23 protein-coding genes, 1 tRNA gene and 1 other annotated feature are annotated in these 26,096 nt (G+C 42.8%); of the genes, 11 read left to right on the top strand and 13 right to left on the bottom strand.

Annotation, left to right across the window (positions count from 1 at the left end):
* Positions 1-565 precede the first annotated feature (565 nt).
* Positions 566-1,297 (bottom strand): PEP-CTERM sorting domain-containing protein, encoded by a 732-nt coding sequence (locus tag H6G32_RS04065; protein WP_190455374.1) that lies wholly within the window; start codon positions 1,295-1,297, stop codon positions 566-568.
* Between the two features lie 682 nt (positions 1,298-1,979).
* Positions 1,980-2,288: an RNA recognition motif domain-containing protein gene (locus H6G32_RS04060; RefSeq protein ID WP_190455160.1), complete on the bottom strand. Its 309-nt coding sequence runs from the start codon at positions 2,286-2,288 to the stop codon at positions 1,980-1,982.
* Between the two features lie 983 nt (positions 2,289-3,271).
* Here H6G32_RS04060 and H6G32_RS04055 point away from each other — a divergent pair.
* Complete coding sequence (locus H6G32_RS04055; RefSeq protein WP_190455154.1) at positions 3,272-4,651, top strand: efflux RND transporter periplasmic adaptor subunit; 1,380 nt, start codon at positions 3,272-3,274, stop codon at positions 4,649-4,651.
* A 32-nt stretch (positions 4,652-4,683) separates the two neighbouring features.
* On the top strand, positions 4,684-7,905 hold the full coding sequence (locus H6G32_RS04050; RefSeq protein ID WP_190455151.1) for an efflux RND transporter permease subunit: 3,222 nt from the start codon (positions 4,684-4,686) through the stop codon (positions 7,903-7,905).
* Here the strand turns inward: H6G32_RS04050 and H6G32_RS04045 are convergent.
* Together H6G32_RS04045 and H6G32_RS04040 are read right to left on the bottom strand one after the other, a co-directional pair.
* Positions 7,902-8,996: a glycosyltransferase family 4 protein gene (locus H6G32_RS04045; protein ID WP_190455149.1), complete on the bottom strand. Its 1,095-nt coding sequence runs from the start codon at positions 8,994-8,996 to the stop codon at positions 7,902-7,904. The two genes, H6G32_RS04050 and H6G32_RS04045, sit on opposite strands and share 4 nt — an antisense overlap.
* Positions 8,997-9,211: 215 nt before the next feature.
* Entirely contained in the window at positions 9,212-10,156 is a 945-nt protein-coding gene (locus H6G32_RS04040; protein ID WP_190455146.1) for a glycosyltransferase family 2 protein, read from the bottom strand.
* 772 nt (positions 10,157-10,928) lie between these two features.
* Between H6G32_RS04040 and rplS the strand changes: the two genes are divergently transcribed.
* The 8 genes from rplS to rplL all read left to right on the top strand — a co-directional run bounded on the left by rplS (position 10,929) and on the right by rplL (position 15,365).
* On the top strand, positions 10,929-11,291 hold the full coding sequence (rplS, locus tag H6G32_RS04035; RefSeq protein ID WP_190455143.1) for a 50S ribosomal protein L19: 363 nt from the start codon (positions 10,929-10,931) through the stop codon (positions 11,289-11,291).
* A gap of 150 nt (positions 11,292-11,441) precedes the next feature.
* Positions 11,442-11,514: transfer RNA gene (locus H6G32_RS04030), tRNA-Trp, on the top strand.
* A gap of 188 nt (positions 11,515-11,702) precedes the next feature.
* On the top strand, positions 11,703-11,924 hold the full coding sequence (gene secE, locus H6G32_RS04025) for a preprotein translocase subunit SecE (RefSeq protein ID WP_190455138.1): 222 nt from the start codon (positions 11,703-11,705) through the stop codon (positions 11,922-11,924).
* Entirely contained in the window at positions 11,924-12,556 is a 633-nt protein-coding gene (nusG, locus tag H6G32_RS04020) for a transcription termination/antitermination protein NusG (RefSeq protein WP_190455134.1), read from the top strand. The genes secE and nusG overlap by 1 nt, the downstream gene beginning before the upstream one ends.
* Before the next feature lie 6 nt (positions 12,557-12,562).
* The gene (gene rplK, locus H6G32_RS04015; protein ID WP_190455131.1) at positions 12,563-12,988 is read left to right on the top strand and encodes a 50S ribosomal protein L11; all 426 of its coding nucleotides are present in this window, start codon (positions 12,563-12,565) and stop codon (positions 12,986-12,988) included.
* 108 nt (positions 12,989-13,096) lie between these two features.
* Positions 13,097-13,813 (top strand): 50S ribosomal protein L1, encoded by a 717-nt coding sequence (rplA, locus tag H6G32_RS04010; RefSeq protein WP_190455128.1) that lies wholly within the window; start codon positions 13,097-13,099, stop codon positions 13,811-13,813.
* 71 nt (positions 13,814-13,884) lie between these two features.
* Positions 13,885-14,052 (top strand) — a sequence feature (ribosomal protein L10 leader region).
* Between the two features lie 270 nt (positions 14,053-14,322).
* The gene (gene rplJ / locus H6G32_RS04005; protein ID WP_190455371.1) at positions 14,323-14,889 is read left to right on the top strand and encodes a 50S ribosomal protein L10; all 567 of its coding nucleotides are present in this window, start codon (positions 14,323-14,325) and stop codon (positions 14,887-14,889) included.
* 86 nt (positions 14,890-14,975) lie between these two features.
* Positions 14,976-15,365 carry a 50S ribosomal protein L7/L12 gene (gene rplL / locus H6G32_RS04000; RefSeq protein WP_190455125.1) on the top strand — a complete coding sequence of 130 codons (390 nt, stop codon included), beginning with the start codon at positions 14,976-14,978 and terminating at the stop codon, positions 15,363-15,365.
* 92 nt (positions 15,366-15,457) lie between these two features.
* On the opposite strand, the gene H6G32_RS03995 is transcribed toward rplL, so the two are convergent.
* The 5 genes from H6G32_RS03995 to H6G32_RS03975 form a co-directional block, all read right to left on the bottom strand.
* The gene (locus H6G32_RS03995) at positions 15,458-17,377 is read right to left on the bottom strand and encodes an iron uptake porin (RefSeq protein ID WP_190455122.1); all 1,920 of its coding nucleotides are present in this window, start codon (positions 17,375-17,377) and stop codon (positions 15,458-15,460) included.
* A 370-nt stretch (positions 17,378-17,747) separates the two neighbouring features.
* A complete protein-coding gene (locus tag H6G32_RS03990; protein WP_190455119.1) occupies positions 17,748-19,598 on the bottom strand; it encodes a serine/threonine-protein kinase in 1,851 nt (616 codons plus the stop codon).
* A gap of 144 nt (positions 19,599-19,742) precedes the next feature.
* A complete protein-coding gene (locus tag H6G32_RS03985; protein WP_190455116.1) occupies positions 19,743-21,194 on the bottom strand; it encodes a protein kinase domain-containing protein in 1,452 nt (483 codons plus the stop codon).
* Positions 21,195-21,295: 101 nt separating this feature from the next.
* Positions 21,296-21,841 (bottom strand): GIY-YIG nuclease family protein, encoded by a 546-nt coding sequence (locus tag H6G32_RS03980; RefSeq protein ID WP_190455112.1) that lies wholly within the window; start codon positions 21,839-21,841, stop codon positions 21,296-21,298.
* A gap of 148 nt (positions 21,842-21,989) precedes the next feature.
* Positions 21,990-22,313, bottom strand: coding sequence for a hypothetical protein (locus H6G32_RS03975; RefSeq protein ID WP_190455109.1), 324 nt, complete (start codon positions 22,311-22,313; stop codon positions 21,990-21,992).
* Between the two features lie 564 nt (positions 22,314-22,877).
* On the opposite strand from H6G32_RS03975, the gene H6G32_RS03970 reads away from it, so the two are divergent.
* Positions 22,878-23,270 (top strand): hypothetical protein, encoded by a 393-nt coding sequence (locus tag H6G32_RS03970; RefSeq protein ID WP_190455106.1) that lies wholly within the window; start codon positions 22,878-22,880, stop codon positions 23,268-23,270.
* A gap of 152 nt (positions 23,271-23,422) precedes the next feature.
* Here the strand turns inward: H6G32_RS03970 and H6G32_RS03965 are convergent, their stop codons facing one another.
* The 4 genes from H6G32_RS03965 to H6G32_RS03950 form a co-directional block, all read right to left on the bottom strand.
* Positions 23,423-23,788, bottom strand: coding sequence for a hypothetical protein (locus H6G32_RS03965; protein ID WP_190455103.1), 366 nt, complete (start codon positions 23,786-23,788; stop codon positions 23,423-23,425).
* Positions 23,789-24,116: 328 nt separating this feature from the next.
* Positions 24,117-24,680, bottom strand: a complete 564-nt coding sequence (locus H6G32_RS03960; RefSeq protein ID WP_190455100.1) for a Uma2 family endonuclease — start codon at positions 24,678-24,680, stop codon at positions 24,117-24,119.
* Positions 24,681-25,310: 630 nt separating this feature from the next.
* Positions 25,311-25,616 (bottom strand): type II toxin-antitoxin system RelE/ParE family toxin, encoded by a 306-nt coding sequence (locus tag H6G32_RS03955; RefSeq protein ID WP_190455097.1) that lies wholly within the window; start codon positions 25,614-25,616, stop codon positions 25,311-25,313.
* 2 nt (positions 25,617-25,618) lie between these two features.
* Positions 25,619-25,879, bottom strand: a complete 261-nt coding sequence (locus H6G32_RS03950; protein ID WP_190455094.1) for a ribbon-helix-helix domain-containing protein — start codon at positions 25,877-25,879, stop codon at positions 25,619-25,621.
* Positions 25,880-26,096: the final 217 nt, after the last annotated feature.

The following is a 26,096-nucleotide window of genomic DNA, read 5'->3' as shown; positions in this document are numbered from 1 at the left end:
AGAACAAAGACCGAAAATCTATTGCACTATTTTAGCCTTGTCACGCCACTACAAAGGTTTGAATCTCTAGTATGTACTCCATTTACCTGAAAAATGCTGTAAAAAGGCATTCATTAGATTTTATGAATGCCTTTTTCTGTTAGGGTGTGGCAGAAACCAAGTTAAGGAAAGCAGGTGGAAATTTATCGACCAGATAAGTCTTAGCAGGTAGTTCAGATTACATCGCTACTTTCTGGGGAAGAAGTTTTAGTTATTACAGTTGAGTTAAGCATTTCTTCCTTATCTTCAGACGCTACGCGAACGAGTAGCGTCGGACAGAGGAGATAGAGAGGGCTAAAGCCCTCACTACGAGCTAATTTCAACGTTTGTTAGTTTAGTTAATATAGGTTGATTTTTTTACATACTTACTTAGTTTAAACAGTTGTTTTTACGAAAAAAACGTCTAGCACATATCTAGACGTTTATAAACTTGAGTTAAACATAGCGGAAGTAAGTCTAAGGTAAGGCTATCAGCCACTACCTAAGACTAAGCTTAAGCAAAGTCTGTAGGGTGGGGTAGTTCTATCTAAGCTATATTTTGCTGTGATTTAAATTTTTTCATCGCGACACCAAAGCCAGCTGCTGTTAGGGTGCCTAGAATGGTGAATGGTTCTGGGACTTCTTCGCCGTAATAATCTACTTTGAAAGTTGCTCCCGTCAATGTGGTAATGTTGGTGGAAACATTACCACCACCACCTGCTATGGAGGTAAAGATTGATGTGTAGGGCGATACGCCAAAAGTACCTGACCCTAAAAATTGGGCTATATCTGAAGCATTAGTAAATGACACAGAGGTTGAGCCATTGATGCTGTAAGTGCCAAAGCTAGATGATTCGCCAGACGCCAACTTAGTATATTTTTGTTTACCGATTAGAGGGGAATCAGGAAAAGGAGTTAAGGTACTTAGCACCGCAGGAGAACCATCAACCGCTACAAAATCGTATGTGTCAACAGCAGTACCCACCGTGAAGGTCTGAGCTTGTGCCGCGTTATTTTTAATAGTACCAGTACTGCTAAGGTTAGTAGTCAGGCTAATGAGTACCTGAGTGATTTTTTGTCCTGCGGTTGGTTTGTACTTACTGACTATTAATTGTGGCTCCCCATCTAGTTCAGTTACTTGGTTGCTGAAGGAACTGCTATCACTGAAAAATAGACTAGCTGCGTTAGCTTTTGGGGAAATGACTAAAGAGGCTAGAGAGACCGAAGCCGCTATTCCAGCTATTTTCAAGGTTTGAGAAACGGGTTTTGTTTTCAGCATGAAATTAATTCCTTGGGTAAATCGTAAAAGAATATAAAGGATGAAAAATATTGCACTTGTACACTGCGTAAATCTAGGTTGTAAAAAAAAGCTATGGGAGAATTAAGGTGTACTCAACATAATATACCGACACCAGTACTTAAAAATCAAGTGTAAAAGGATTGCTTTATCAAAGCTTTATTTTCTCTTTAAAAAAGAAACTGGTGTAGCTATGAATTCAAGTGTCTGTACGAACAAGTCTTAGTGGCTAAAGGTCTGTAAAATTGCTACTCGGAACTGATAGCGTTTGATAAAAACTAATCGCTAGGCCATTTAATTACTTGCTAAGTGCTACAACCCTATGTTACTGTTGAGGGCTTACATTTTATTTGCGTATCAACTTCGCAAAAAGATAACTAAGTATACGTGTAGCTGGTAATTCTGTTATGGATTGAAACAGCGGTGTGTATTCCCAAGGATATCCCGTACTTCAAAGTAGCACCTATAGTAATTCGGGTAAGAACGTGAAAACTATATAGGCTGCCATATATTGCTAGTCTGAGCCATGACTGAAAAAAAATTACCCAATCCGCTAGCAGAGTGGGTAATTTTTATTTATTTATTTAGTCCTAAAAGTGGCAAAACAAGATGGCTGCTTTTTGTTTTTAGGATTCAAGAGCCAAAAGAATTTAGATAATTCCGCTTAGTAGCGATTGCGGGAGCCACCGCCACCGCCGCCCCGGTTACCACCACCAAAGGAACCTCTGTCTTCCTTGGGCTTGGCTTTATTCACTTTGAGGTCACGTCCCATCCATTCAGCTCCATCAAGAGCTTCAATGGCTGCTGTTTCTTCGGCCTCTGTACCCATTTCCACGAAAGCGAAGCCGCGCAAGCGACCTGTTTCACGGTCTGTGGGTAGCTGTACACGCTTTACAGAACCATATTCGGCAAAAACAGCGCTCAGAGTGTCTTGTGTAACTTCGTAGGAGAGGTTACCAACGTAAATCGACATAGAATGTCTCCAAAATCAGAAGTGTGTAGAGATTTAGATTTCGGAGAGACGTCTGTAAATACCAAGAGGAAAAAGCCTGTCAATACTAACAACAAACACTGTCACCGAATTAATTCTCACTCATCTATGATGACATAGCAATCAAAAAATGGGGGAAGAATGGGAAAAATTGTTATAAAAAGTCATGTTAGCAACTGAGGGCTATGGGCCGATAGCTCCCAAACTGGTTATGTTTTTTTATGGCTGGGATTGGGTTACAGCTATTGCCTCACCCACGACGGGTAAAACTTAGTTTTAATCCGCTTTTCTAGATATTGACCAATGATCAATTGTTCACCAGCACGGGAAATGTTGGTCTGTCTTGTACAGTATTTGCTGCCAATGAGCTTTAACTGCTATTGAAAACTTAGATAACTATGGACATCAGTTTTGATTGACGCTTCAATGGGGAGCGACGGCGCAATTAACCCTCAGCGTCTAGGCATGGGGAAAGTCAACCGTGCATATTTCTCTAAATTACGAGGGATGCAAGGTTTTTCTCAAAGCACCAAACAGGGTTGAACCTTCAGACTCTTGCCTTTCTTTTAGTATATCCGTACTTAACCAAATCACTGCCGCACCACAGGATAAATTCACTGTTTGGGGTAAATCGTTGATCTGAACCTGATCCAGCAGTTCATAGACACATTTTAAATACGGGGAATGGGGAGAAATTTCTCTCGCTCTTTTTAACCATGACTAATTACCTATTACCCATTGCCGACAAAATATTTATACTACCTTTATAATTTCATCGGGTGTGAAAAAAAATATCTACCTCTAAGTCAGCAGGATAGAGGAAAGGATTTTGCGTGAGAGCCAAAAAATACGGCAAGAAAGCTTGAAGATTCTGGAATTTTGCTTTTAGTGATATCTATTCAGAATTAATTGCTAATAACCAGCTTTTTTAAGCCCTAAACTCCCAAATAGGAGAAAGATAAATCATGATTTTGGACGTAAATAAGCCGCAGAAGCAGGTGAAAATACCAATTGTTAGAGCTACCAAACTGGTAATTAATACCCATAAGTTATTGATTACTTATGTGCTGGGATTGGGACTGCTATCAGCAAGTTGCGGATCCTTACCAAAGGAATCAGCGGAGGCTCAATCTCAGCGCCCTGGTGATCAGGAACGCGGCAGGGGTGTAACGCCTGTGGATGTGGCGATCGCCCGGACTCAGTTATTGAGCCAACAACCAGACAAGATTAACGGCAAAACCACACCCTTCCGGGAGGTAACACTGCGATCGCGCTCAGAAGGACGGCTATTGGCGTTGAATCTCAATGAGGGTGATAGTGTCACACGGGGGCAACTTGTTGGACAGTTAGATGATGCTCTGTTGGTGACAGCGTTAAGACAAGCGGAGGCAGAACTAGCAGCCCGCCAATCAGAAGTAGCCAGGGCCGCAACTCAGGTAAACAATGCCCGTGTTGAAGTAGAACGAGCGCGGTTAGAGGTGGTGCAAGCCCGTGCAGATTCAAAACGGCAGCAGCAACTCTACAAAGAAGGTGCGATCGCAGCACAAACTGCCGAACAAGCAAATACTAAAGCGCAAACTGCCACCCAAGCCTTACGTGCTGCCACTGAGCAAGTCCGGACAGAAAAACAAGCTGTCGCCGCTGCCCAAGGCAGAGTATTTGCCCAACAAGCAGTAGTTTCTCAAGCTAAAGAGCGTCTATCCTACGCTAGGCTAATATCGCCCATCACCGGACTAGTCATAGAAAAAGCGCTAGAACCGGGTGATTTTGTGCAAACAGGCGGCGAAGTCTTGAAAATTGGCGATTTTAGCCGGATTAAAGTCGAGGTGCAAGTTTCCGACTCAGATTTGGCAGAAATTGAAGTTGGGCAGTCTGTACAAGTTAGTTTAGAAGCTTTTGCCGAGCAAACATTAATTGGCAGAGTGACGCGCATTTACCCAGTTGCCGATGTCACACCTTTTTCTAGACAAGTAGAAGTAGTGATTGCCAACAGTGGTGGAAAGATTGGTAGTGGACTGAGGGCGCGAGTGAATTTTGCTACCCAGACGAACCAGCGAGTTGTGGTACCACAAATAGCGATTAATCAAGGCAAAGTAGGACAGACACAGTCAGAAGACAGCAATGGAATAATCTTTGTTGTGCAGGATACAGGCGAAAAGAAGAAGAAGGTAACATCACGATCCGTCACCCTAGGAGAAAAGGCTAATGGCCAAATAGAAATTTTATCCGGCTTGCAACCAGGAGAATCTTATGTTGTTCGCAGTGGTAAGCCGTTAAAAGATGGGGAGGCTGTAAGTCTGTCGTTTATTTCCGAAAACGCAAAATCAAATCCCACGGGAACCTAAAAATTACTTTTCTGAATTTTGAATTGATAAAGATGCAGCAAACAAATAACAGCGGCGGATTTAGTCTCAGTGCTATTTCCATTCGCCAACACATTGGCACACTCATGCTCACCCTAGCAGTGGTTGTTTTGGGTGTATTTTTTATCCTTAGATTGCCCGTGGATTTGCTTCCATCAATTACTTATCCCCGAATTGGCGTGCGAATAGAAGCACCAGGAATATCCCCAGAGGTAGCAGTTGATGAAGTGACTAAACCGCTGGAAGAAGCCTTTTCAGCCACTGAGGGAGTAGTCCAGGTTTTTTCCCAAACCCGTGAGGGACAGGTAAGTTTGGATTTGTACTTCCAACCGGGAGGCAATATAGATCAAGCCCTCAATGATGCGACTGCTGCCTTTAATCGAGCAAGAAACACTTTACCAGACACCATTAATGCACCGCGTTTATTCAAAGTTGATCCTTCCCAGTTACCCGTTTATGAATTGGCTTTAACTTCGCCCTCCTTAAAAAACGTTGATTTGCGGGTTTTTGCTGAAGAAGAACTAGCTCGTGAATTGGGTGTAGTGCCTGGGGTAGCGGGGGTAGATGTATCGGGAGGAGTGACGGAAGAGGTTAGGGTAAATGTTGATTTGGATCGGTTGCAGGTTTTGGGTATAGGTTTGACAGATGTGTTGGATGAACTGAGAAACCGCAACCAAGATATTTCTGGTGGTCGAATTTTGGGGCAGAATTCTGAACCCCTAACTCGTACTGTTGGGCGGTTCCAAAATGCCAAGGAAATCAGCAATCTTTCTTTTGAAGTCGGTGCTTCTACCTCTGTGCCTAAAAGCCGCGCCTACTTGCGAGATTTTGCGGAAGTTATTGATGGCTCAGAAAAACAGCGGGTGTATGTCTTACTCAACGGGCAAGAAGCGGTAAAAGTCAGCATTCAAAAGCAGCCAGATGCTAACACGATTGCCGTTGTCGAAGGTGTGAAAAAACGACTTCAGGAACTCAAAATATCTGGTGTGATTCCCCCAGAAGCTACTCTCACACCTACCTTGGATGAGTCGCGATTTATCAGCAATTCTATTGCTAACGTTACCAGTTCCGGGTTAATTGGTACAGGATTAGCGGCGATCGCAGTTTTATTATTCCTGGGTTCTCTGCGGCAAACTTTAATTATTGTTTTAGCCATCCCCTTGGCAACTCTAGCAGCCATCATCTTCATGGGGCTGTTTGGCTTATCCCTCAACGTTTTCAGCTTGGGTGGTTTGGCTTTAGGCGTGGGGGTTGTAGTAGATAATTCCATCGTCATGCTGGAGAACATCGCCGAGGGTGCGGGCATGACTCCCGGTAAAGATAGCAAAACCCGTTTAAGTCAGCGGCAACTAATTTCCCAGTCGGAACAAAGCAGCCGGGAAGTAGAATCAGCTTTAGTTGCCTCCACCAGTACTAACTTGGTGGCAGTGTTGCCGTTTTTGCTCATCGGTGGTTTTATCTCCCTGCTATTCAATGAGTTAATTCTCACCATCAGCTTTTCCGTAGCAGCTTCAATTTTGATTGCTGTCACCGTCGTACCCATGCTCGCGTCTCGATTGTTGGGTTTGCCGATTTCCAGTTCTCTGAACAAGTTTTGGCTATTGCAGGCATTTAATCGTCGTTTTGAGGCGGCAACCAGAGGATATGGGAGTTTTTTGGCAGGGATATTGCGTTGGCGGTGGTTAACAATTGCGATCGCCATTATCCTATTAGGCGGTACTAGTTGGTGGATGGCCCCACAAATCCCCCAAGAAATCCTCCCCCGCATCAACACCGGACAAGCCAGTTTAGTTGCTCAGTTCCCTCCGGGTACACCCTTAGAAACAAACCAAAAAGTGATGAAAGCGGTAGATGAAATTCTCCGCAACCAACCAGGTACGGACTATATTTTTTCCACAGTCGGCGGTTCCCTATTTGGCAACAATACCAATGCTAACCCCCTGCGGAGTTCCAGCACCGTTACCCTCAAACCAGGTATTGACGTCGAAGCTTATATTGAACAAGTCACTCAAGAATTTAACAAGCTAAACTTAGTTGGCATTCGCCTGCGCCTTAATCCTGGACAAGTACGGGGTTTGATTCTCAACAACTCCCCCATACGAGGTGCTGATATTGACCTGATTCTTCAAGGAGATAACGCGGATACTTTACAACAAACAGGGCGTCAGGTGCTGTCAGCCTTAGAAGAGCAAGTCACCTTAGCCAGATTTCGCCCTGATGCCGATGCACGTCAACCAGAAATTCAGATTCGTCCCGATTGGGAGCGAGTAGCCGCTGTGGGGTTGACTGCTAGTAATATTGGGCAAACAATTCAGACAGCAATTGAAGGCAGTATCCCCACCCAACTGCAACGCGGTAATCGTTTGGTGGATGTCCGCGTGCAGTTAAATGAAACATCCATAAAAGAAGCTTCCCAGTTGGAGAGATTGCCTTTGTCTGTGGATAACAATCTCCAAATCCGCCTGAGTGATGTAGCTACAATTGTCGAAGGTCAAGCTCCCGGAGAGATTCAGCGCATCAACCAGCGTCAAGTTTTCTTAATTGCTGGCAATTTGACCGAGGGAGCTAGTCTCAGTCAGGCTTTAGCTCAGGTAAATACAGTACTTAACAACGTAGATTTGCCCGCAGGCGTTAGCATTTTACCCAGTTCAGCAGCCGAATCCAATCAGCAACTACTAAACTCGCTACAGCTATTAGGGGGATTAGCTGCCTTTTTAGTCTTTGTGGTGATGGCAGTACAATACAATTCCCTCATTGACCCGCTGGTGATTATGTTTACCATTCCCTTGGCATTAGCTGGGGGCATTTTCGGGCTTTACGTCACTAAAACTGCCATTGGCGCAACAGTAATCGTCGGGGCAGTCTTGTTAGTGGGTATTGTGGTTAACAACGCCATTATCATGGTAGAACTAGCGAATCAAATTCGAGACAGAGACAAGGTTGACCGAAAAACGGCGATTTTGCAAGCTGCACCCCAACGCCTACGTCCAGTATTAATGACCACCATTACCACGGTTTTAGGTATGTTCCCCCTAGCCTTGGGAATTGGGGAAGGGTCAGAATTTCTCCAACCATTGGGCATAGTAGTGTTTTCCGGTTTGTCCTTAGCAACAGTACTCACCCTATTTATCATTCCCTGTTTTTATACTCTGCTGCACGATTTACTCGGTTGGCGTTGGGCGAAACCAGCGTTAATTAGGTTACGTATCTGGAAAAAAAGGTTCAACAAAGCCTAAACTTTTTCCATTTCCCTGACTTCCTGTTCTTCAAATGTAATTAATTCACGATAAACTGCCAATGTTTCTTGATGGACGCGGTTAAGAGTCAACCCTTCTAGGTTTTGACTTGCCCGATGTTGCCATTCTTGGAGCATCTCTGGGTTACTTAGTAGTTGCACCAGTGCCCCTGCTAGGGCATGACTATCTTTTGCTGGCACTAAAAGACCTGCTTGCCCATAGTCTAATGCTTCCGGAATGCCGTCTACCTGAGTAGCTACAATAGCGGTACTGGCTTCCCTCGCTTCCGAAAGTACTAGAGGGCAAGGATCACGGTGAGAAGCTAATACAAAAACATCACTTGATAGTAGATAGCGTTGCGGTTCTGGCTGAAAACCTTCAAAATGAATCCGATCAGCTACAGAAGTTGTTTGTGCTTGAGCCTCAAATAGCTGTTTATCAGGGCCGTTTCCGACTAAATAAAGATGCACTTGGGGCAAATTTACGGCAATTTGCTCAAAGGCAGCGATTAACTCAGCAATACCCTTACGTTTATACATCCCGGCTACAGTGGCGATCGCCGGGCGCTGTAAAGGTAAAGGTTGATACTCTGATATTTGCCGATTACGGGGACTGCCTAGAGTGCCGTTGCGTACTACCCGCAACTTGTTTTCGCGGATACCACGCTGGGCCATAGAAGTCTGCACAGCCTGACTAACGGCAATTACCCTCTCGGCTAAACCCATCAGCAGGCTAGCACGTTGAAATTCATTGTGTACTGTGGAAACTAAGCCATACTCCCTTCCAGTTCTCAGGATGCGTGCTAACACTATTCCCGTCATCATATGAGCATGAACTATATGCGGCTGAAACTCTTGTACAATCGCCCGATAATCCACCGCCGCTTTGATCATACTTAGGGGTTTCCTACTTTGGTTTAAATAGTAGTGTTTGACACCATAAGCAGCTAGCAATGCCTCATATTCTCCACCAGCAGAAACTACCGCTACCTCATGGCCAGTTTTTGCTTGTATACAGGCAAGATCCACAGCTACATTTACAATACCGTTACCGATTTCTTGAACGTGGTTCAAGATATGTATGATTCGCATAATCTTTAAAAGGTGTGTTAAGAATTCAAAATAAGTTTCAATGCTTATCCATCATATACAGTGATCTTCTATTTTGTCTGTACTTGTACAAGAGCATATTTTTAAACTAAAAAACACTGGATACAAGGATGTTTTACTTGCCTTTATATTTAGTAATTGTACTTAAATAAATAACATTTTCTGACACCAAAATATTGTCATCAACGCTCCAAAAACTAGGATTCAATTAACACTAATTTGCGAATATGAGTCTTGATAACAGGTGAATGACGTGATAAAGACGCAGTCAGTAAAAGCATCCAAGCAGTAGGAGAAAGTACGGATAAATCAAGAATCAAAAGTAAACTCTTGAGATTTCTTTGCTTCAGCGCTACTAAATCCCAATGCAGTTTTAGGTATTGTTCTATATACCGAAAATCTGGGATTTCTGCGCGGTGCTGTTGATCCACTAAGGAGTAAATCTTCTCCTTCATCAAAATATTTGTATTTAGCCGCTGAGATAAAGAAATCTTTTGATTATAAGCACCAGGCCAGATAGTTCGATAAGCGAGGCATTGATTGAGGAAAATGGCATCACCAAACTGGGCAATGCGAATCCACGAATCAATATCATCACAGTTAGCATCAAGAGAGGAGTCCCAACTGCCCGTTTGCATGAAAGTATCACGGCGACAAGCTACTTGCACAGGTGTACCAAAGGGCACAAGCTCTAGCAGCATCCCGTAGTGAATATCTGCTTGGGGGATATAATAAGCTAACCCAGGCCCAAGTTGCGGGGTACGACTGAGTTCCACTTCCTGAACATCCACCTGAGCCGCAACACAGGAGCAAATTACAGCTTTGGGATGGGCTGAAATCGCTTTTACCATCTCTTCTAAGCAGTTGGGAGCTAGGTAGTCGTCATCATCCAAAAACTTAATCCAGTCACCGCTAGCTTTTCCCACTCCAGCATTTACCGTTGCCGCATGGCCTTGGTTAACTGGGTTACGATGGTAAATGACATCATTACCCAAGCTTTTGACATAGGTTTCGGTGGCATCAGACGAGCAATCATCAGCAACAACCACCTCGCAATTAATCGTCTGGTTACGAGCAGAGTCAATTGCTCTTTGCAGTAATTTGTAGCGGTTATAGGTGGTGATGACGATGCTAAATTTCATAAACTTCCTACCTGTGGTAAAGCTTTACTGTAAGATTCTTTCGATTTCAGGAAATTTCTGGCAGAAAGATCACTAATCTTAACGTTTCGTCGAAGTCCCTATCTAGAAAAATTGGTGCTACGTTATGTTAATGATCTACAGTCCGATCCAGACGCAGATATATCCCTCTTCAGCCACACAAAAAGCATAATAAAGTGGAATTTATCCAGAGGGAACAAATGTAAGCATTTAAAACATTCAAAACTTCTGACTTCTGGAAATATGTCCTTGTCGGTGTTTTGGTAGCAGGGTAAACCCATCTCAGCAATTCACATTATGAGAATAATTTTCATCAATTAGCCTAATAAAAGCAGTTTAAACTGCCGTGATATAATATTTACGGCACTGGGTCAAACACCCAGATAGCCAAGAGAAGTCAGCGGGTTGCTCTGGTTGAGAGAGTCGTCGCGACTGCGACTAGTTCAAAGTCTCCTACTTGTTGTGGGATAGAGTGGATCTTCCGTAATCCAATAGCTTGTGAGGAGTCGGAACCTACAAGGGTAAACGAAACTTACGCAGTAAGTTGGAACCCCACGGATAAATCCGGGGGGTGAGTTCAGTTCTAAAGTGTCTTTTCTTGACAATGAACCGATTTGTAAACATTGGCTTTGCCTAAGGCGGCCACGACGAAGGAGACAGGAAGCTCAGACTTTAGGCGTAGCCAAGTTTGAGTACTTCACATAAATGGGTTTATGATTGATGATTGTGAGTTTTGTCAGCATACAGAGAGATTATGAACGCTCAAGAGATTATCCGCTCTATTGAGGCGGAACAGCTAAAATCCAATCTGCCCGATATTTATGTGGGCGACACAGTGCGAGTAGGCGTGAAAATCAAGGAAGGCGAGAAATTCCGCGTCCAACCTTACGAAGGAGTAGTAATCGCCAAACGCAATGGCGGGATCAACGAAACTATTACAGTCCGTAAAGTTTTCCAAGGTGTGGGCGTGGAACGGGTATTCCTGCTCCATTCTCCCCGGATTGATAACATTAAAGTATTGCGTCGTGGTAAAGTACGGCGTGCTAAACTTTATTATCTTCGCGATCGCGTCGGTAAGGCAACCCGGATCAAGCAACGGTTTGACCGCCCCTTATAATTTGCTTTCCCAAACTATGAGAGAAATCTCATGCTGCAAGCGGCATCTGCCGCTAACTTGCTTCCTAGACAAAACTAAGCTATAATCAAAATCGTAATTGCGTTAAACTATCAAAAGTTCAGCGCAATGACTGAAACAAAGACAGCTTGTGCGCTCTTAGTTCAGTTGGTAGAACGCAGGTCTCCAAAACCTGATGTCGGGGGTTCAAGTCCTCCAGGGCGCGCTCAAAAGCCAAAAATACAGCCCGAAAGAAGAACGCATCTGCTAGTATGGCAGTTAATGCTAATTATTTCGGGTATAATTATTTTTGTATTTGCAGCTTTTTTGCTTCCGGTTAAATGGGGTCAAAGCTGTAAACCTGGACGAAAATTAGCAGGGTATAGCTGGATAAGCAACGGGGGATAAACGTCCATGACCAAAAAAAATGAAGCAGAATTGCCCAAAACTACAGAAGGGTTTAGCTTTAGTAACTTCTACCAAGGAACTAAAGAAGAACTTCAAAAAGTGGTTTGGCCCAGCCGGAAGCAGCTAGTGAGCGAATCAGCGGCTGTGTTGTTGATGGTGACACTCTCCGCGTCTTTGATATACTTGGTCGATGGATTTTTTGGGTGGGCAGCAAAACAGGTGTTCTGATGACTTCTGCAACAGACGAACCACGCAACTCGACGTTGCAGTCAGAGGAAGCGGCAGAAACAGCGTTCAAAGAATCACGCTGGTATGCAGTGCAAGTAGCCTCAGGCTGTGAAAAGCGCGTGAAGACGAACTTAGAGCAGCGCATCCAAACCTTTGATGTCGCTGACAAAATTATCCAGGTGGAAATTCCACACACGCCAGCGGTGAAAATCCGTAAAGATGGCAGTCGGCAGCACACAGAAGAAAAGGTTTTTCCTGGTTATGTGCTAGTGCGGATGATGTTGGATGATGATACTTGGCAGGTGGTGCGAAACACTTCTCACGTGATTAATTTTGTGGGAGCAGAACAAAAACGTGGCAGTGGTAAGGGTCGCGGTCACGTCAAGCCATTACCACTGAGTAATTCAGAAGTAGAACGCATATTCAAACAAACCAGTGAACAAGAGCCGATTGTCAAAATTGACATGGCTACTGGTGATAAGATAATCGTACTTTCGGGTCCCTTTAAGGACTTTGAAGGCGAGGTGATTGAAGTCTCTCCAGAGCGGAGTAAGCTTAAAGCCCTGCTCTCGATTTTTGGAAGAGATACACCAGTAGAATTGGAATTTAATCAGGTAGAGAAACAGAGCTAAATACAAATGGCGAAGAAAGTAGTAGCGGTCATTAAACTGGCCCTGAATGCTGGAAAAGCCAATCCAGCACCGCCAGTAGGCCCCGCATTGGGTCAACACGGCGTTAACATCATGATGTTCTGCAAAGAGTACAACGCCAAAACAGCAGACCAAGCTGGAATGGTGATACCTGTAGAAATTTCGGTTTTTGAAGACCGGAGTTTTACATTTGTACTCAAGACGCCACCAGCATCAGTGCTGATTCGTAAGGCAGCGAAAATTGAGCGCGGATCTAATGAACCCAACAAAAAGAAAGTTGGAAGTATTACTAGATCACAATTGCGAGAAATTGCCCAAACAAAACTGCCCGATCTGAATGCCAATGACATAGATGCGGCAATGAATATCGTGGAAGGAACCGCTAAAAATATGGGCGTAACGGTTTCTGATTAGTCAAAAGTCAAGAGTCAAAAGTTATTAGCAAAAAGCTAAACACTCAGCACTCATTACTAAAAATATCGGGGGAGAGGCCAAGCTTCGGAATTACCCCAGGAGAGAAAAATGGGAAAAAAAATATCGCGTCGCTTGCAGACGCTGCAAGAAAAAGTAGAAGATAGGGAATATACACCCCTAGAGGCTTTAGCCCTTCTGAAAGAGACAGCAACAGCCAAATTTGCCGAAGCCGCTGAAGCGCATATCCGGCTGGGAATTGACCCAAAATATACAGACCAACAGCTGCGGACAACGGTAGCACTGCCTAAAGGTACAGGACAAATTGTCCGGGTGGCAGTTATTGCCAGAGGTGAAAAGGTCAATGAAGCCACAAATGCTGGTGCTGATATAGCTGGGTCAGAAGAACTAATTGACGAAATCCAAAAAGGTAGAATGGATTTTGACAAGCTGATTGCCACACCGGATGTGATGCCACAGGTGGCAAAGCTGGGTAAGTTGCTGGGGCCCCGTGGTTTGATGCCATCACCTAAGGGTGGAACGGTGACATTTGACTTAGCAAGTGCGATCGCCGAATTCAAAGCTGGTAAACTAGAATTCCGTGCTGATCGTACTGGTATTGTCCATGTTATGTTTGGTAAGGCAGCTTTTACGCCTGAAGATTTGTTAGTTAACCTGAAGGCGTTGCAAGAAACGATTGATCGTAACCGTCCTTCAGGTGCTAAAGGTCGTTATTGGCGTACATTCTACATAGCTGCCACAATGGGGCCATCGATTAGAATCGATATCAACGCCCTACGGGACTTTAAACTGACCGAAGCTGTCTAATCAGAGTTTTGAGTTTTGAGTTTTAAATCAACTCCTCACTCATATTTACTCATTCCTCCACTCCCTAATCCTAAATTGAATAGGCAAAGCCGGAGAAAGCAGGTGCTAATAGCTTAATATCCTGCCGAGGTTGATGCTTTAACTGCCTGAAGTTTTACCTAAAAAGGTGTAATAACTACGGCATGAGAAGTATGACTACTAAACCCCGGCAAAAATAGCTGGGGTTTATTATTTTGGACTGGTCAGAACAAGACGCGCAAACAGGATTAAGAGTTTTAAACCTTGTGTTGTGTAGCCCGTAGCTTCGGGAGGCAGTGCGTTGCTCATGTGACCAAACTTGTAGCAACTGCCGTGGTTATCTGCCTGCGGATGGTATGGGATTGCCGACCGTGGGAAGCAGGAAGAAAACACCAAAACTATTTAATATCTGGTTTGTCCTGATTTATCTGGGTTTGGGTAAGTTTTTCAGAGCGGAAATTAATAATTTTGCCTCTGGAGGTGAAAGAAGCATGGGTAGAACGTTAGAAAATAAAAAAGAGATTGTAGCTGACCTCAAAGAAACTTTGAGTGAGTCAACTTTGGCACTGGTAATTGATTACCAGGGGCTAACAGTTGGCGAAATCACTGACTTACGGCGGCGGCTACGTCCGACTGGCACTGTTTGCAAGGTGACTAAGAACACCTTCATGGGCATTGCTATTGAAGGTCAAGAACAATGGCAGCCACTATCAGAATTGCTCCAAGGTTCTTCTGCCTTTTTGCTGGTCAAAGAAGATTTCTCATCAGCAATTAAGGCATACCAAGAATTCCAGAAAGTCACCAAGAAGACCGAACTTCGCGGCGGCGTGATGGAAGGTCGCCTGCTCCAAGAAAAAGATGTTAAGGCTTTAGGAGACTTGCCATCGAAGGAACAACTCATGGCGCAAATTGCTGGAGCTATCAACGCATTGGCTACCAAGATTGCCGTGGGTATCAACGAAGTTCCCGGTTCCTTGGCTCGTGCCTTGCAGGCTGTGGCTGAGGGTGAGAAAGGCGGTAGCGCTGAAGGCGATAGTGCCGAAAGCGCTGGCGAATAAAATTCGCAGTTTATCAGTCCATAGTCAATAGTCAAAAACAATGACTGATGACTAAATAACTAATCAACATTACAGGAGTTATATCAATGTCTGCTGCAACCGAACAAATTTTAGAACAATTGAAATCTTTGACTTTGCTGGAAGCTTCCGAATTAGTCAAGCTAATTGAAGAAGCCTTTGGCGTCAGTGCTGCTGCACCCGTTGGTGGCATGATGATGATGGCTCCTGGTGCTGCTGCTGCTGCTGAAGAAGTTGTTGAGCAAACCGAGTTTAGCGTAATTCTAGAGTCAGTACCTGCTGATAAGAAGATTGCCGTGCTGAAGATTGTCCGGGAATTGACCGGTCTGGGTCTGAAAGAAGCGAAAGACTTGGTGGAAGCTGCACCCAAGGCTGTTAAAGAAGCTGTTGCGAAGGATGCTGCTGAAGATGCTAAGAAGCGGATTGAAGAAGCTGGTGGTAAGGTAACTATCAAGTAGTCTAAATTTACTAACCAGTTTTTAATTAAGGAGCCTAAATCAGGCTCCTTTTTTAGGTAAACAGCAGAAGCCCACTCCCCACTCCCAAGCTCTTAAAATGTAAAAGTACTCCGAAGTACACCTACAGTCGTAGTCTCATTGTTGCTGTTACCTTCTGGGTTAAAGAGAATAAACGCACCAGGGGTGATGCTGATATTATCGCTAACTTTAACGCGGTAATAGGCTTCTAAATGGTAAGGAGTGGCCCGATTGTCACCTGTGGGGGTAAGTTGAGCAGAACCACTGGCATCAGTACGGTAAAGCGGCTGACCAAAAATAATCCCGGCATTGTTCCCTGACTTGAATAAATCTTTGAAGTGAACTCCCACCATCCAACTTGTAAAGGCGGTGGAAGCATTCACGTTATTAGAAGCAGCGTCAACAAATAGTGCTGCACCGTAGCCAGATAAGGCTATCTTGGGAGACAATCGCCATGTTACGGTACTTCCAAAGGAGTTGAGTGTGACTGGTGTTCCAGCTGCCACCCCTGCTAAAGCACCGATATCACTACTAATTAATCCTGTACCCAAAATATTGATTTCGTGATAACTGTGGGCATAGTTTAAACCAATATCCAAATCACTACTTGGCTTGAAGGTTAACTGTGTGGCAATAACACTACTACCACTAAATAAACCTGCTCCCAAAGGTGTAGTAGAAACTCCTGGTAGTGCCTCATTAGCAGAATTTTGGGGTAAATTGGCATTTACACTGCCGTATAAAGCTCTTAAATCCAAATTTGGCGAAATGTTAAAAATAAATCCCGCCGCCGATGCTAAACCAGTACCAGAAGTTCCACCAGAAACCCTTACCACAGGATTCAAGCCGGCAAAACGAGAAATTGACTCTTGTCCTTCACCAGAAAAAGGCGTAATTGCTGGGAACGCATCTGATGTTTCCGCCGCAGTTCCCGCAAACAAGGTTAATTTATCAGCGACGGGAAAGATATACAGCAATTTGTAAAGCTGAACACTGTTTGCGCCAACACTCGACAAAGTGTTGACATTTACTCCAGGAAATTGCGGCTCAAAACTGGTACGAGCGCTACTCGCACTTAAAAGCGGTGCAGCTAATCCTAAACTTTCTTGCACGCTACCCTGTCCATTGACTCCGCCCAAAAAGTTATAAGCTTGCAATCCAGTAATTAATAAATCTTTACCAGTAAAGCTAGTGGTAAGATTTAACCGTACTCTATTTACTAGAACGATATTAGGGTCACTGTCATTAGGAGCGCCGCCGCTAGCACCAACACCAGCAATAATTACCTCTCCATTTAGTTTAGTAGTCGTAGAAAACTGATTTGCTTCTAGTTTCTCTGTGCGAGCTTCTACAGCATCTACTCGACCCCGCAATGTTGCCAATTCCGTCGCAAATTGTTCTTGTAGTTTCTGCAACGTGGCTAAATCTTCTCTCTTGACCAAATCAGTAGTTGCAGTCGCAATCAGTTCGTTGATTCGGTCTAAACAAGCATTTAATCCAGCAGCAAATTCATAGCGAGTCATCGCCCGATTACCGCGATAGGTTTGACTGGGATAACCTGCGATACAACCATAGCGTTCAACTAAAGATTGCAGTGCCTGAAAAGCCCAATCGGCCGGCTGTACATCAGACAATTGGGATACGGATGTTACTTGTGCAAGACTGTCTGAGGGTGGAGAGAAATTTGCTGGTTGTGGCAAGATTGGCTGCCAAGAATCAACAGTAGAATCTACTTCTAAATCTTGACTTTTTTGCTGTTGATTGACTGAGGATAGTGTTTTTTGACTCTCATTAGCTATCAGCAATTCACTGGATATATTATTTGCTAAATTGCTTTGATGAGAATCATTTTTTTTATAGCTGCCACCATCTTGATTAACAGCTATATTTTTATCTGCACTTTCTAAATTAGGGAGAGCTTGCACGGGTGATAACCCGGAAATTAAGCATAACAATGCCATCCCATTAGCAGAAGCCAGTAGATACTTTGCCATGACTACTCTGAATATTTATAAATTAGGGGAAAAATAATTATGATTTCAAATGCGATTGATAAGTAAATTTAAAGTATCTTCTGCAAGATAATCTTATTAACTTTAAATTTTGGATATCAGAATTTTTTTCTGAATTGACTTACCAGTACATAAGCTCATATTGCCCGTATCAAATTATAGTAAATATTCTGTAAATAATTAACAACAGATCACATTGATAATTCCTATGATTACTATTGACAAAATAATAATTACATGAGTCTGATTTTGTGATAAAGAATATAGAGCCATCCGTGACAGGTTAAAAAAATTGTACATTTGTCAAGAGGGTGCAGCAAAAGGCGCTTTATCTTAACCTCTCACGGATGACCTAACACTGTTTAGCTGCTGATGGACTGACAAATTCGTGTAAATCTGCATCCCAAATACTGATGTAAATAAAATCACAATTTTGCCGGACAATCTGACCCTTGACGCTACCTTGGCTAAACTGAAAATTATCGGACTGACGCTGTTGTATTTGTTGGAGTCCCTGCTTAATTTCCTCCGTAGCTTGCCCATTTAACATTCCATTCAAGGTTGTTTGCATTACTTGGGGGTCTACCGATTGGGCAAAAGCTGCCTCTGTTTGACGCAATGCTCCAGAATTACGATCAAATAAGTAGCCAAGGTCAATTTGATTTGGGACTAACTTATAGGTGACAGCACGGGTATTGCCCCACAAGCCTCTTAAATCTTTACTTTTTTTGCCAAGTGCTGCTTCAACGCTGCTTCTTGATGTGCCGGTAGGAAATGCGGGTACCCTTGTCTCAGTGGTAGAGGCAGTTGTGTTATTACGAAACTCCTTGTTTTTCTTTGGTTTCTTTTTCTTTGTTTCTGAATCAGCCTCCAATGTGGAAATTACAGGGGTCTGATTTTCTGTTTCTGGTTGTGGTGTTGCTGGGACTGCGGGGGCGTTGGTATCGGCAATTTCAGGTTCGTCTGCTGGCAGTGGTGTGAATGCTTCTGAGGTATCAGCGGTTGGTGAAGATGTAGAAGTAATTGGCTGCTGCGGTGGTGAGTTAGTTACAGATGGGGCCGAAGAAGGTGGGGAAGAAATAGGGGGATTAGTAGGGGAAATAGTGGGAGTTGGAGATGGTTGTGAGGGGCTGGTATTGTTGGCAATGGGGGCTTCTATCTGGGGCTGACGGGTGATGTTAGAAATAACTACTCCAGCAATCAAGCTACCCAAGACCAAACTACCAATAATCACGGGAGGCTTTTGCCAGAGTTCTAGAGTTGTAGACCCTCTGATAACGGGAGTTTTTGGTGGTGATGATAATGGCTGGGTTAGCGCCGCACCATGGGGACTAAGGCTGATTGTGGCAGTAGCAGTAGATGATTGTGAGGGAATATTACTAGCAGACTGCAAGGCATATAGCATTTTACTTGCAGTACTATAGCGATCGCTAGTATGGGGTCTAATTGTCTGATTGAGTACCATCGCTAATTGGGGAGAAACTCTAGGGGCGTGATTTTGCCAAAGTATTTCGCCAGTTTGCGGGTTAGTTTCTAATTCTTGGGGATGTTTGCCAGTTAGCAGATATATTGCTGTTAACCCTAAGCTGTAGATGTCTGTGGCGTAAACTGGACGGCCAACGGCTTGTTCACTAGGCATATACCCAGGTGTACCAATCACCAAAGATTGTGTAGGGTGTCCTGAGGAATTTACCACAGAACGGATAGTTTCTTTGACTGCACCGAAATCAATTAAAACAGGTTTGTTATCAAGGGCGCGAAGGATAATGTTATCTGGCTTAATATCCCGGTGAATAATGCCTTTGCTGTGGACATAATCAAGGACTGACAGCAAACTCAAGAGAATATCTCGAACGGCTGTTTCACTTTCATATCCTTTCGATTGGACTATGTTAGATAAAGTTTGACCAAGAATCCATTCTTGGACGAGGTAAAACTGCCCATTTTCAGAAAAGTAGGCGTAGAGTTCAGGAATTTGGTCACTACTTTTGCCTAAATACTCTAAGGTTGCTGCTTCCCGTTCAAACCGCTGTTGAATTAATTGGTAGGTTTGCGGATCATTAGTTATGGGTTTGAGTTGTTTGATAACGCAGCGTCGGCGAGAAGGCATATGGGTATCTTCTGCCAGAAAGGTTTCACCAAACCCACCAGCACCGAGCACCTGGATAACTTGATAGCGATTATTCAGTAGCGTTGTTGTCATATTCAGTTACAAGCGTGCGCCCTTTCTAAATGTACATGAGATACTCAGACGGTCTAGCAATGGAATGTATCCCTTCTCTGAGGTTAATATATTAAACGACCGTCAACATATTAACCATCAAATAGTTGTTAATTGTGAAATACTTTATTTTTTAAAATATCTCCGGTTATAACGTTCTTGATATTTGGCAATATAGTCTACATTTCGTTGCTCTAATTTTGAAAGTAATTTAGCAGGAAATTCCTTGGGTGAATATTGAGGACTGTACCAAGATTGTTGATTAAAGTAATCTTGTAAACCAGGAGTTTCAAAACGGCGACCATTTTTGGCGAAAATTGTATTTCGCATAATATCCAATTCAAAAGCGTCTTTACCATCCAAATCTGCATCTGTTACACGTCTTTGGGAAAGCCAGAAATAATTTGTATTTGGGATGATTGTAGATTCGGGAGTGTTGATAGCTGGGGATGTTGTTGGGTTAATTACTATAGTCTTTTTAATTTGGGGTGTGTTATTTAATGGCGTTTCTGAAGTTGGGGAAACTGAGGGAGTGGTAATTGTATCTTTGCTTTCTGTGACAGGTTGAGGAGGTTTGGTTAACACTTGACTAATAATTACAGATGCACCGATTAACCCACCTGCAATCAAACTTCCAATAAGGATATTATTATTCTGATTATTACCTTGAGTTTTAAGCTGAGGTGGTGGTGCAACATTTACAGTCTCAGGTAAAGGTGAATATACTGGCGGTTGGGTTGGAGGAAGTGGATTTGTTATGCTCTCTAAGGCATCTAGCATGGCTTTGGCGGTGGGGTAGCGATCGCGTGGATGATAGGCGATCGCTTTATCGATTACCCCTGCCATCATTGGACTAAGATGACTAGCATATTGACGCCACACAATTTCACCCGTCTGTGAATCTGTCTCTAGTTGTTGTGGTTGTCTTCCAGTCAGCAAATAAATTGCCGTCATCCCCAAACTAAATAAATCACTAGAATAAATTGGTCTACCGGCTGCTTGTTCGCTGGGCATAAATCCAGGAGTACCAATTACAATCGAACTGGTAGGATTACCTTGAGAATTCACCACCGTTCCCATTGATTCCCGCACCGCACCAAAATCTATCAGCACCGGTTTACCATCACGAAGACGCAAAATGATGTTATCTGGTTTGATGTCGCGGTGAACGATGTGCTGGGAGTGGACGTACTCCAAAATAGGTAACAAATTCACCAACAATTCTAAAACAGCGCTTTCGGTAAATAATCCCTGCTTTTGAACTTTCGCTGTGAGAGTATCCCCTTCAATCCACTCCTGAACTAAATAAAATTGTCCTTCAGCGGAGAAGTAAGCAAACAAACCGGGAATTTGGTCAGCTGCACCACCGAGTGTTTCTAAAATTGCTGCTTCCCGCTGAAACCTGTCTTGTACGAGTTGGTAAATTTGGGGATTATTTTGAATTGGTCTTAGCTGTTTTACCACACAGCGGCGCTTCGAGGGCATATAGGTATCTTCTGCGAGAAAGGTTTCGCCAAACCCACCAGCACCGAGTACCTGGATAACTTGATAGCGATCGTTCAGCAGCCGTATTGTCATGGAAAGCTGGCCCTGCGGTTAACCTTGAAAAATATATTACAGCGCTTTTCAGTATTCAAATACAAGTTGCTGTAAATCTTCTGATATTCACACAACACACCCTACTTCAAATCAAGTAATCCCTCTTCTTTTAATTTAGGATTGAAGCGAACTTGCATCTGTAAACCTCGCGTTGCTAACACCGCTAAAATTTCTGCTTCGACCCGCCGCGCTACATTTTTAATGATTTTCATTTGCATCAAATCATCAATTAATGGATTTTGATAATTAGCCTGTTCTTCCGGTGTCATGACTGCCTTAGCATCAATGGGGTCAGTCCATTTTTGTTTGTTTTCCCCATTTCCCGCAGGGACTATACCATTTTCAGCCATCCAAGTATTTTCAATATTTTCTAAAATTGTGCGGTTAGGGCGTTCAATAGTTTGAACTTTTACCCAATAACATTGTTGTGGTTGCCGAACTAAATGCTGCTTGAGACTAAGACAAACATCGCGAGAATAGCCAACAAATTGCAGCGCTTTTTGTTGGTCAAAAATGGCATAGACTCCGATTTTACCGGAAAATTGTTCAGGTAATTGACCGTTTTCGTCAATATAAGGAAAGTATTCTAGAGTTGCTAAAGAGGAAATATTCGTTTCAGTGGTCATAAATTAAATTGAAAAATCGCTAGTCAATTTTGTCATTTGTTAGCTTTTATCAGAAACAAAAACAACAATTTACAGTAAGTCAATGGGTGCAAATAACTATCTATTAATTATTTTAGTATTTAATGCGCCTACCTCCTTAACTTAATTATTATCCTATTTTTTTGTAAATTGCACAAAGGCGACTGGGACGAAAAATTTTAGCAGTAAACATGAAGTTTGGCGGTATGTTGATGATAGTGTAATCATCAGACTCATGATATTTCTCAAATTCTGCTGGCATCCCTTTAGGCGTATTTAATGTGTAGGGAACTGGCTGAAATAGTAATTCTGTAAATTCGACTTTTTCAAACTGGCACTGTTGGCAAATTTGGCTTAAAAATGATTCACTCGTCAATAATTTGAAGAGCGTTTCTTGTGCTTGCGGTTCAAGGGTGAAACTACTATCAAAGTTCTGGACTATTTTTATAGGCATTTTGTTTACAGGTTGGGATTAACGTGATGATTGACGATGAGCAATATTCTCAGAGGTTGTGAGGAAAGTTATAAAACTTACTTAAAAACGTCTCTATACTCCCCATTCCCTGTTAAGTAAGGGGTTTGGGGGTTCCGAATATTTTTCAAACATCCTCTCAGGCTGGAAGTGAAAAATCACCACTCTAGATCAGCCTATGGGATTATGGGACTTCTGTCAGCTACAGAGACAAGTTAGCAAGATTAAGAATTATGAAGTTTGGCAGCTTTTCAGGTATGGCTGATTTCTCCTGAATGGTGTGTTGATTGTGTATATAGCAATCCTACGTTTCAAAAAGATCCCCGACTTCTTCAAGAAGTCGGGGATCTGAGCCTCGAAATTTATATAAAAAAATATTATGTAAATGTGATAAAAAACTCCCCATAAATCGCTATTTAATAGCGATGATCGCTTTTCAGTTCTGGGGGAAACTGGGATTAGGTTTACACTGGTGTTATGTATTCAGTTTCGGCATCTAGCAGTTTGTAATGTTTAAGCTGGCATTAAATTTTGAGATATTTAATTATGAAATACTTTCCCATAGCTTTAGTTGTAGCCATTAGTGCGCTGGCTATCAACCAGAGTGCCTACGCTAACCAACAGAAGGTTCCTTCCGCAAAAGGTAAACCTAATCAGGCTGCGGCTTTGATGACAGAACCAGCGACAATTAATAATAAGTGGAATCATGTCATTGAGCAAACTAATAATTCAACACAACCTGCTGATTCGGTTGTGGTATTACGGGAGCAAGGATGCAAAAAACTAACTCCTCTAGATTACATTAACAATCCAGATGCTTTTTTCCAGCAGCAATGTGAATCAAAAAATAACCAAACTCCTCAAAGTAGCGAGCCAGTTGAGTATTTAAAGGTTCCTCGGCTTGATTCTGGTCTTAGCGTGACTGTGACTAAATTTTAACGGCTGAATAGATTTTTCAGGTTTTATTCCCCCAGTGTAGCTACATTGCTCGTCGGTTCTGGGGGAATACAGGGAAGCAATTCAAAATTCAAAATGAAAAATCCATTAGCTGACTGTATGCAAATTAAATCAGGAACGGCTTAAGGGCATATTTAGCAAGAACGGCCTGTTTTTGCTTGCAGTAGTTTTTGGTGAGTGATGCGAATGATATCTTCACAATCTACTAAGGCGCATTCATAACAGGCGATCGCTAATGCATCTAGTAACATTAATGTGGTAACGTTCTCTGCTGCTAGTGATAAAATAAAGGCTGAAATGCCCTCAGCAGCAGTGTCTGGGCGCATTGTTCCAATTAGGCAACGCAGGCACTCAACTGAGGCATTGATGCCGTGGAAATCTTGAGTCTCATTTGCCAATTGAATGATACCCACCATAATCTGATCTGGGGTGATGCCTTCTCTGATCAGAAAGATAAATAATGTTGACAGACGGGGTGAGATGTTGTAGTCAAAGTTCATATTTATCGTGCCTAGTTCTTCTGTAAATAATTAACGTATCCTTTTGGTGAATACCCGGACAGATTTAGACACTGGAAGATCCCCCCAACCCGTCTTAAAAATGGGAGGCTCCATTTTTTCGAGTCCTTTTTACGGGATTTGCAAAACCTCGCGAACATTCCTCTCTCTTACTAATGTAGAGACGTTGCATGCCAAGTCTCTCTCGGTGCAATTTATGCTTGGAACGAAAACCTCACCCTGGTTCTGCTATCGCTTTACCTGTCCCTCTCCAACGCATAGAGAGGGATGTTTGTCAGGAGAGGGTGAGGTCTTTTTTGCTGTGCTGATGTTAAAGTTGTAATTCAAAGCCAGGTAAAACGTCTTCCCCAGAAAGCAGCGCGGGAAGTTGCACGATTTCTACAGGTTTTTCTGGTCGATAAATTTCTACTTGCTGCCCTTGAGGATTTATTAACCAACCCAAGCGCAAACCATTTTCTATATATTCCTGCATCTTTTCTTGCAGGGTTTGTAATCGGTCTGTTTCCGATCTAAGTTCAATGATAAAATCTGGTGTCAGTGGTGGAAATTTTTTGCGCTCTTCATCAGTCAGCGCTTCCCATCGTTCTAATTTTATCCAAGCAGCATCAGGAGAACGCTTTGCACCATTAGGAAGTCTGAAGATTGTAGAGGAACTAAAGACTATTCCTAATTCTGTTTGCTCATTCCAAATACCTAATTTGATAATCAGGGTTGCTTCACGACGGCCGCTTTCTCCTCCCACTGGTGGCACAATAATCAGTTCTCCTTGTGCATTGAGTTCTAGATTGACATCTTTGTTTGCCATACAGATTTGATAAAACTGCTCATCTGTCAGGCGAATTACTGGCTCTAGATTTAGTACAACTGTATTCATCAGACTGAAGATTTGGTTTAAATCTTAGAGTATTTCGGCAAATAGTTGTCTATTTACGGGCTGGTATCGAGGAATTAAATTTATTTGTGCGTTTTTATGCGCGTTCTTACATTAGGAATGCTAAAATCTAACAAGTACGCATAAAAAACCAAAACTGCACCCTGATAAAAATCGGGGCGCTGGTCGGAGTTATGGATTGTGTATTCAAAAACCACTGAAAAAAAATGAACCAAATATACGTTCTTTTTTTGCTAGGTTTGCCACTACTTCTAGTTGTGGCTTACATCTTTCAGAAGGCGGATTCGATATTCAGTAAATTACTGAGTATTATTGATCGCCCGTAGGTGTTGCAGACAGCTTAATAACCTGATGATTGGGTAGAGTGTTTGGCGACCTCTGCCCTTTTCCATTTATATGCATATCATATCATAATTATTTTATCGAGGTGCAAAATTTTGCACATCGAGGAGCACAATCTTGTTATTCGTTATTCGAGTAGCAAAATCAATCTTGTTATTCGTTATTCGTTAATCTTGTAACTGGAAGTTAAACGCAATAAATAGTTCTTTGCTAACTTGCTGTACAAATTTACTATTTTATGCATAACCAAATTAGGCTGTTTCAGGCTTTTTACTCATCATCCGACTCGGCGAATAAAGATTCTAAATCTTGGCGGCCGCTGACAACCCGCAAAATTTTAACTCCATCATCAAGCACTCGATAGAGAATTATATACCCATCTAGCGGCAAGCCACGCAATAAAGGTCTAATATGAGCATAACTGCGTCCTATATTCGGGAATTTCGCTAAATTTTGGCATTTATTGTTGAATTCTCTAAATAGTTTTTCTCCTGCTTCCATGTTTTGCACGAGAAAATAATCAGCAATTGCATTTAAATCGCGGCTTGCAGATGGTGCGATGATGTAGCGACTCATTTCTAAGCCTCACGAGCTTTTTTGAATCTTTCCAAGATTTGCATGACAACGGTTTCACCGTCCAAACCTTCGCCTCGTTCAAGTTCTGCAATGGCGACATCAACTTTTTGGCGAGTTGCTTCCACCCAATGAATATAATCAGTATTTAAGTTTTCTAGCAGTTGAAATGCCGTATCAATTACTTCATCTGCATTTGTAAATCTACCATTGGCAATTTGAGCTTGGATAAATTGCTCATGTTCAGGTTTTAATTCAATGTTCATGATTTATCCCTACAATTTACAGCTTTACCCAAATGATAAGCTGTTGCAAACCTAATTTGCATTGTTTGGGCGGGCAAGATGCCCACCCCACAAGAGTTATTTTATACATATTTAACCCCTCCTCGTGGTAAGGGAATTTGGGCGGGCAAGATGCCCACCCCACAAGAGTTATATTGTATACATAATGTTTAACCCCTCCTCCCTGGCGGAGAGCAGG

Origin of the sequence: Cylindrospermum sp. FACHB-282 (assembly GCF_014697195.1) — a bacterium.
In the GTDB taxonomy this organism is placed as follows: Bacteria; Cyanobacteriota; Cyanobacteriia; order Cyanobacteriales; family Nostocaceae; genus Cylindrospermum.
The sequence above is the reverse complement of the archived record's forward strand: the minus strand, read 5'-3'. Positions and strand labels throughout refer to the sequence as shown.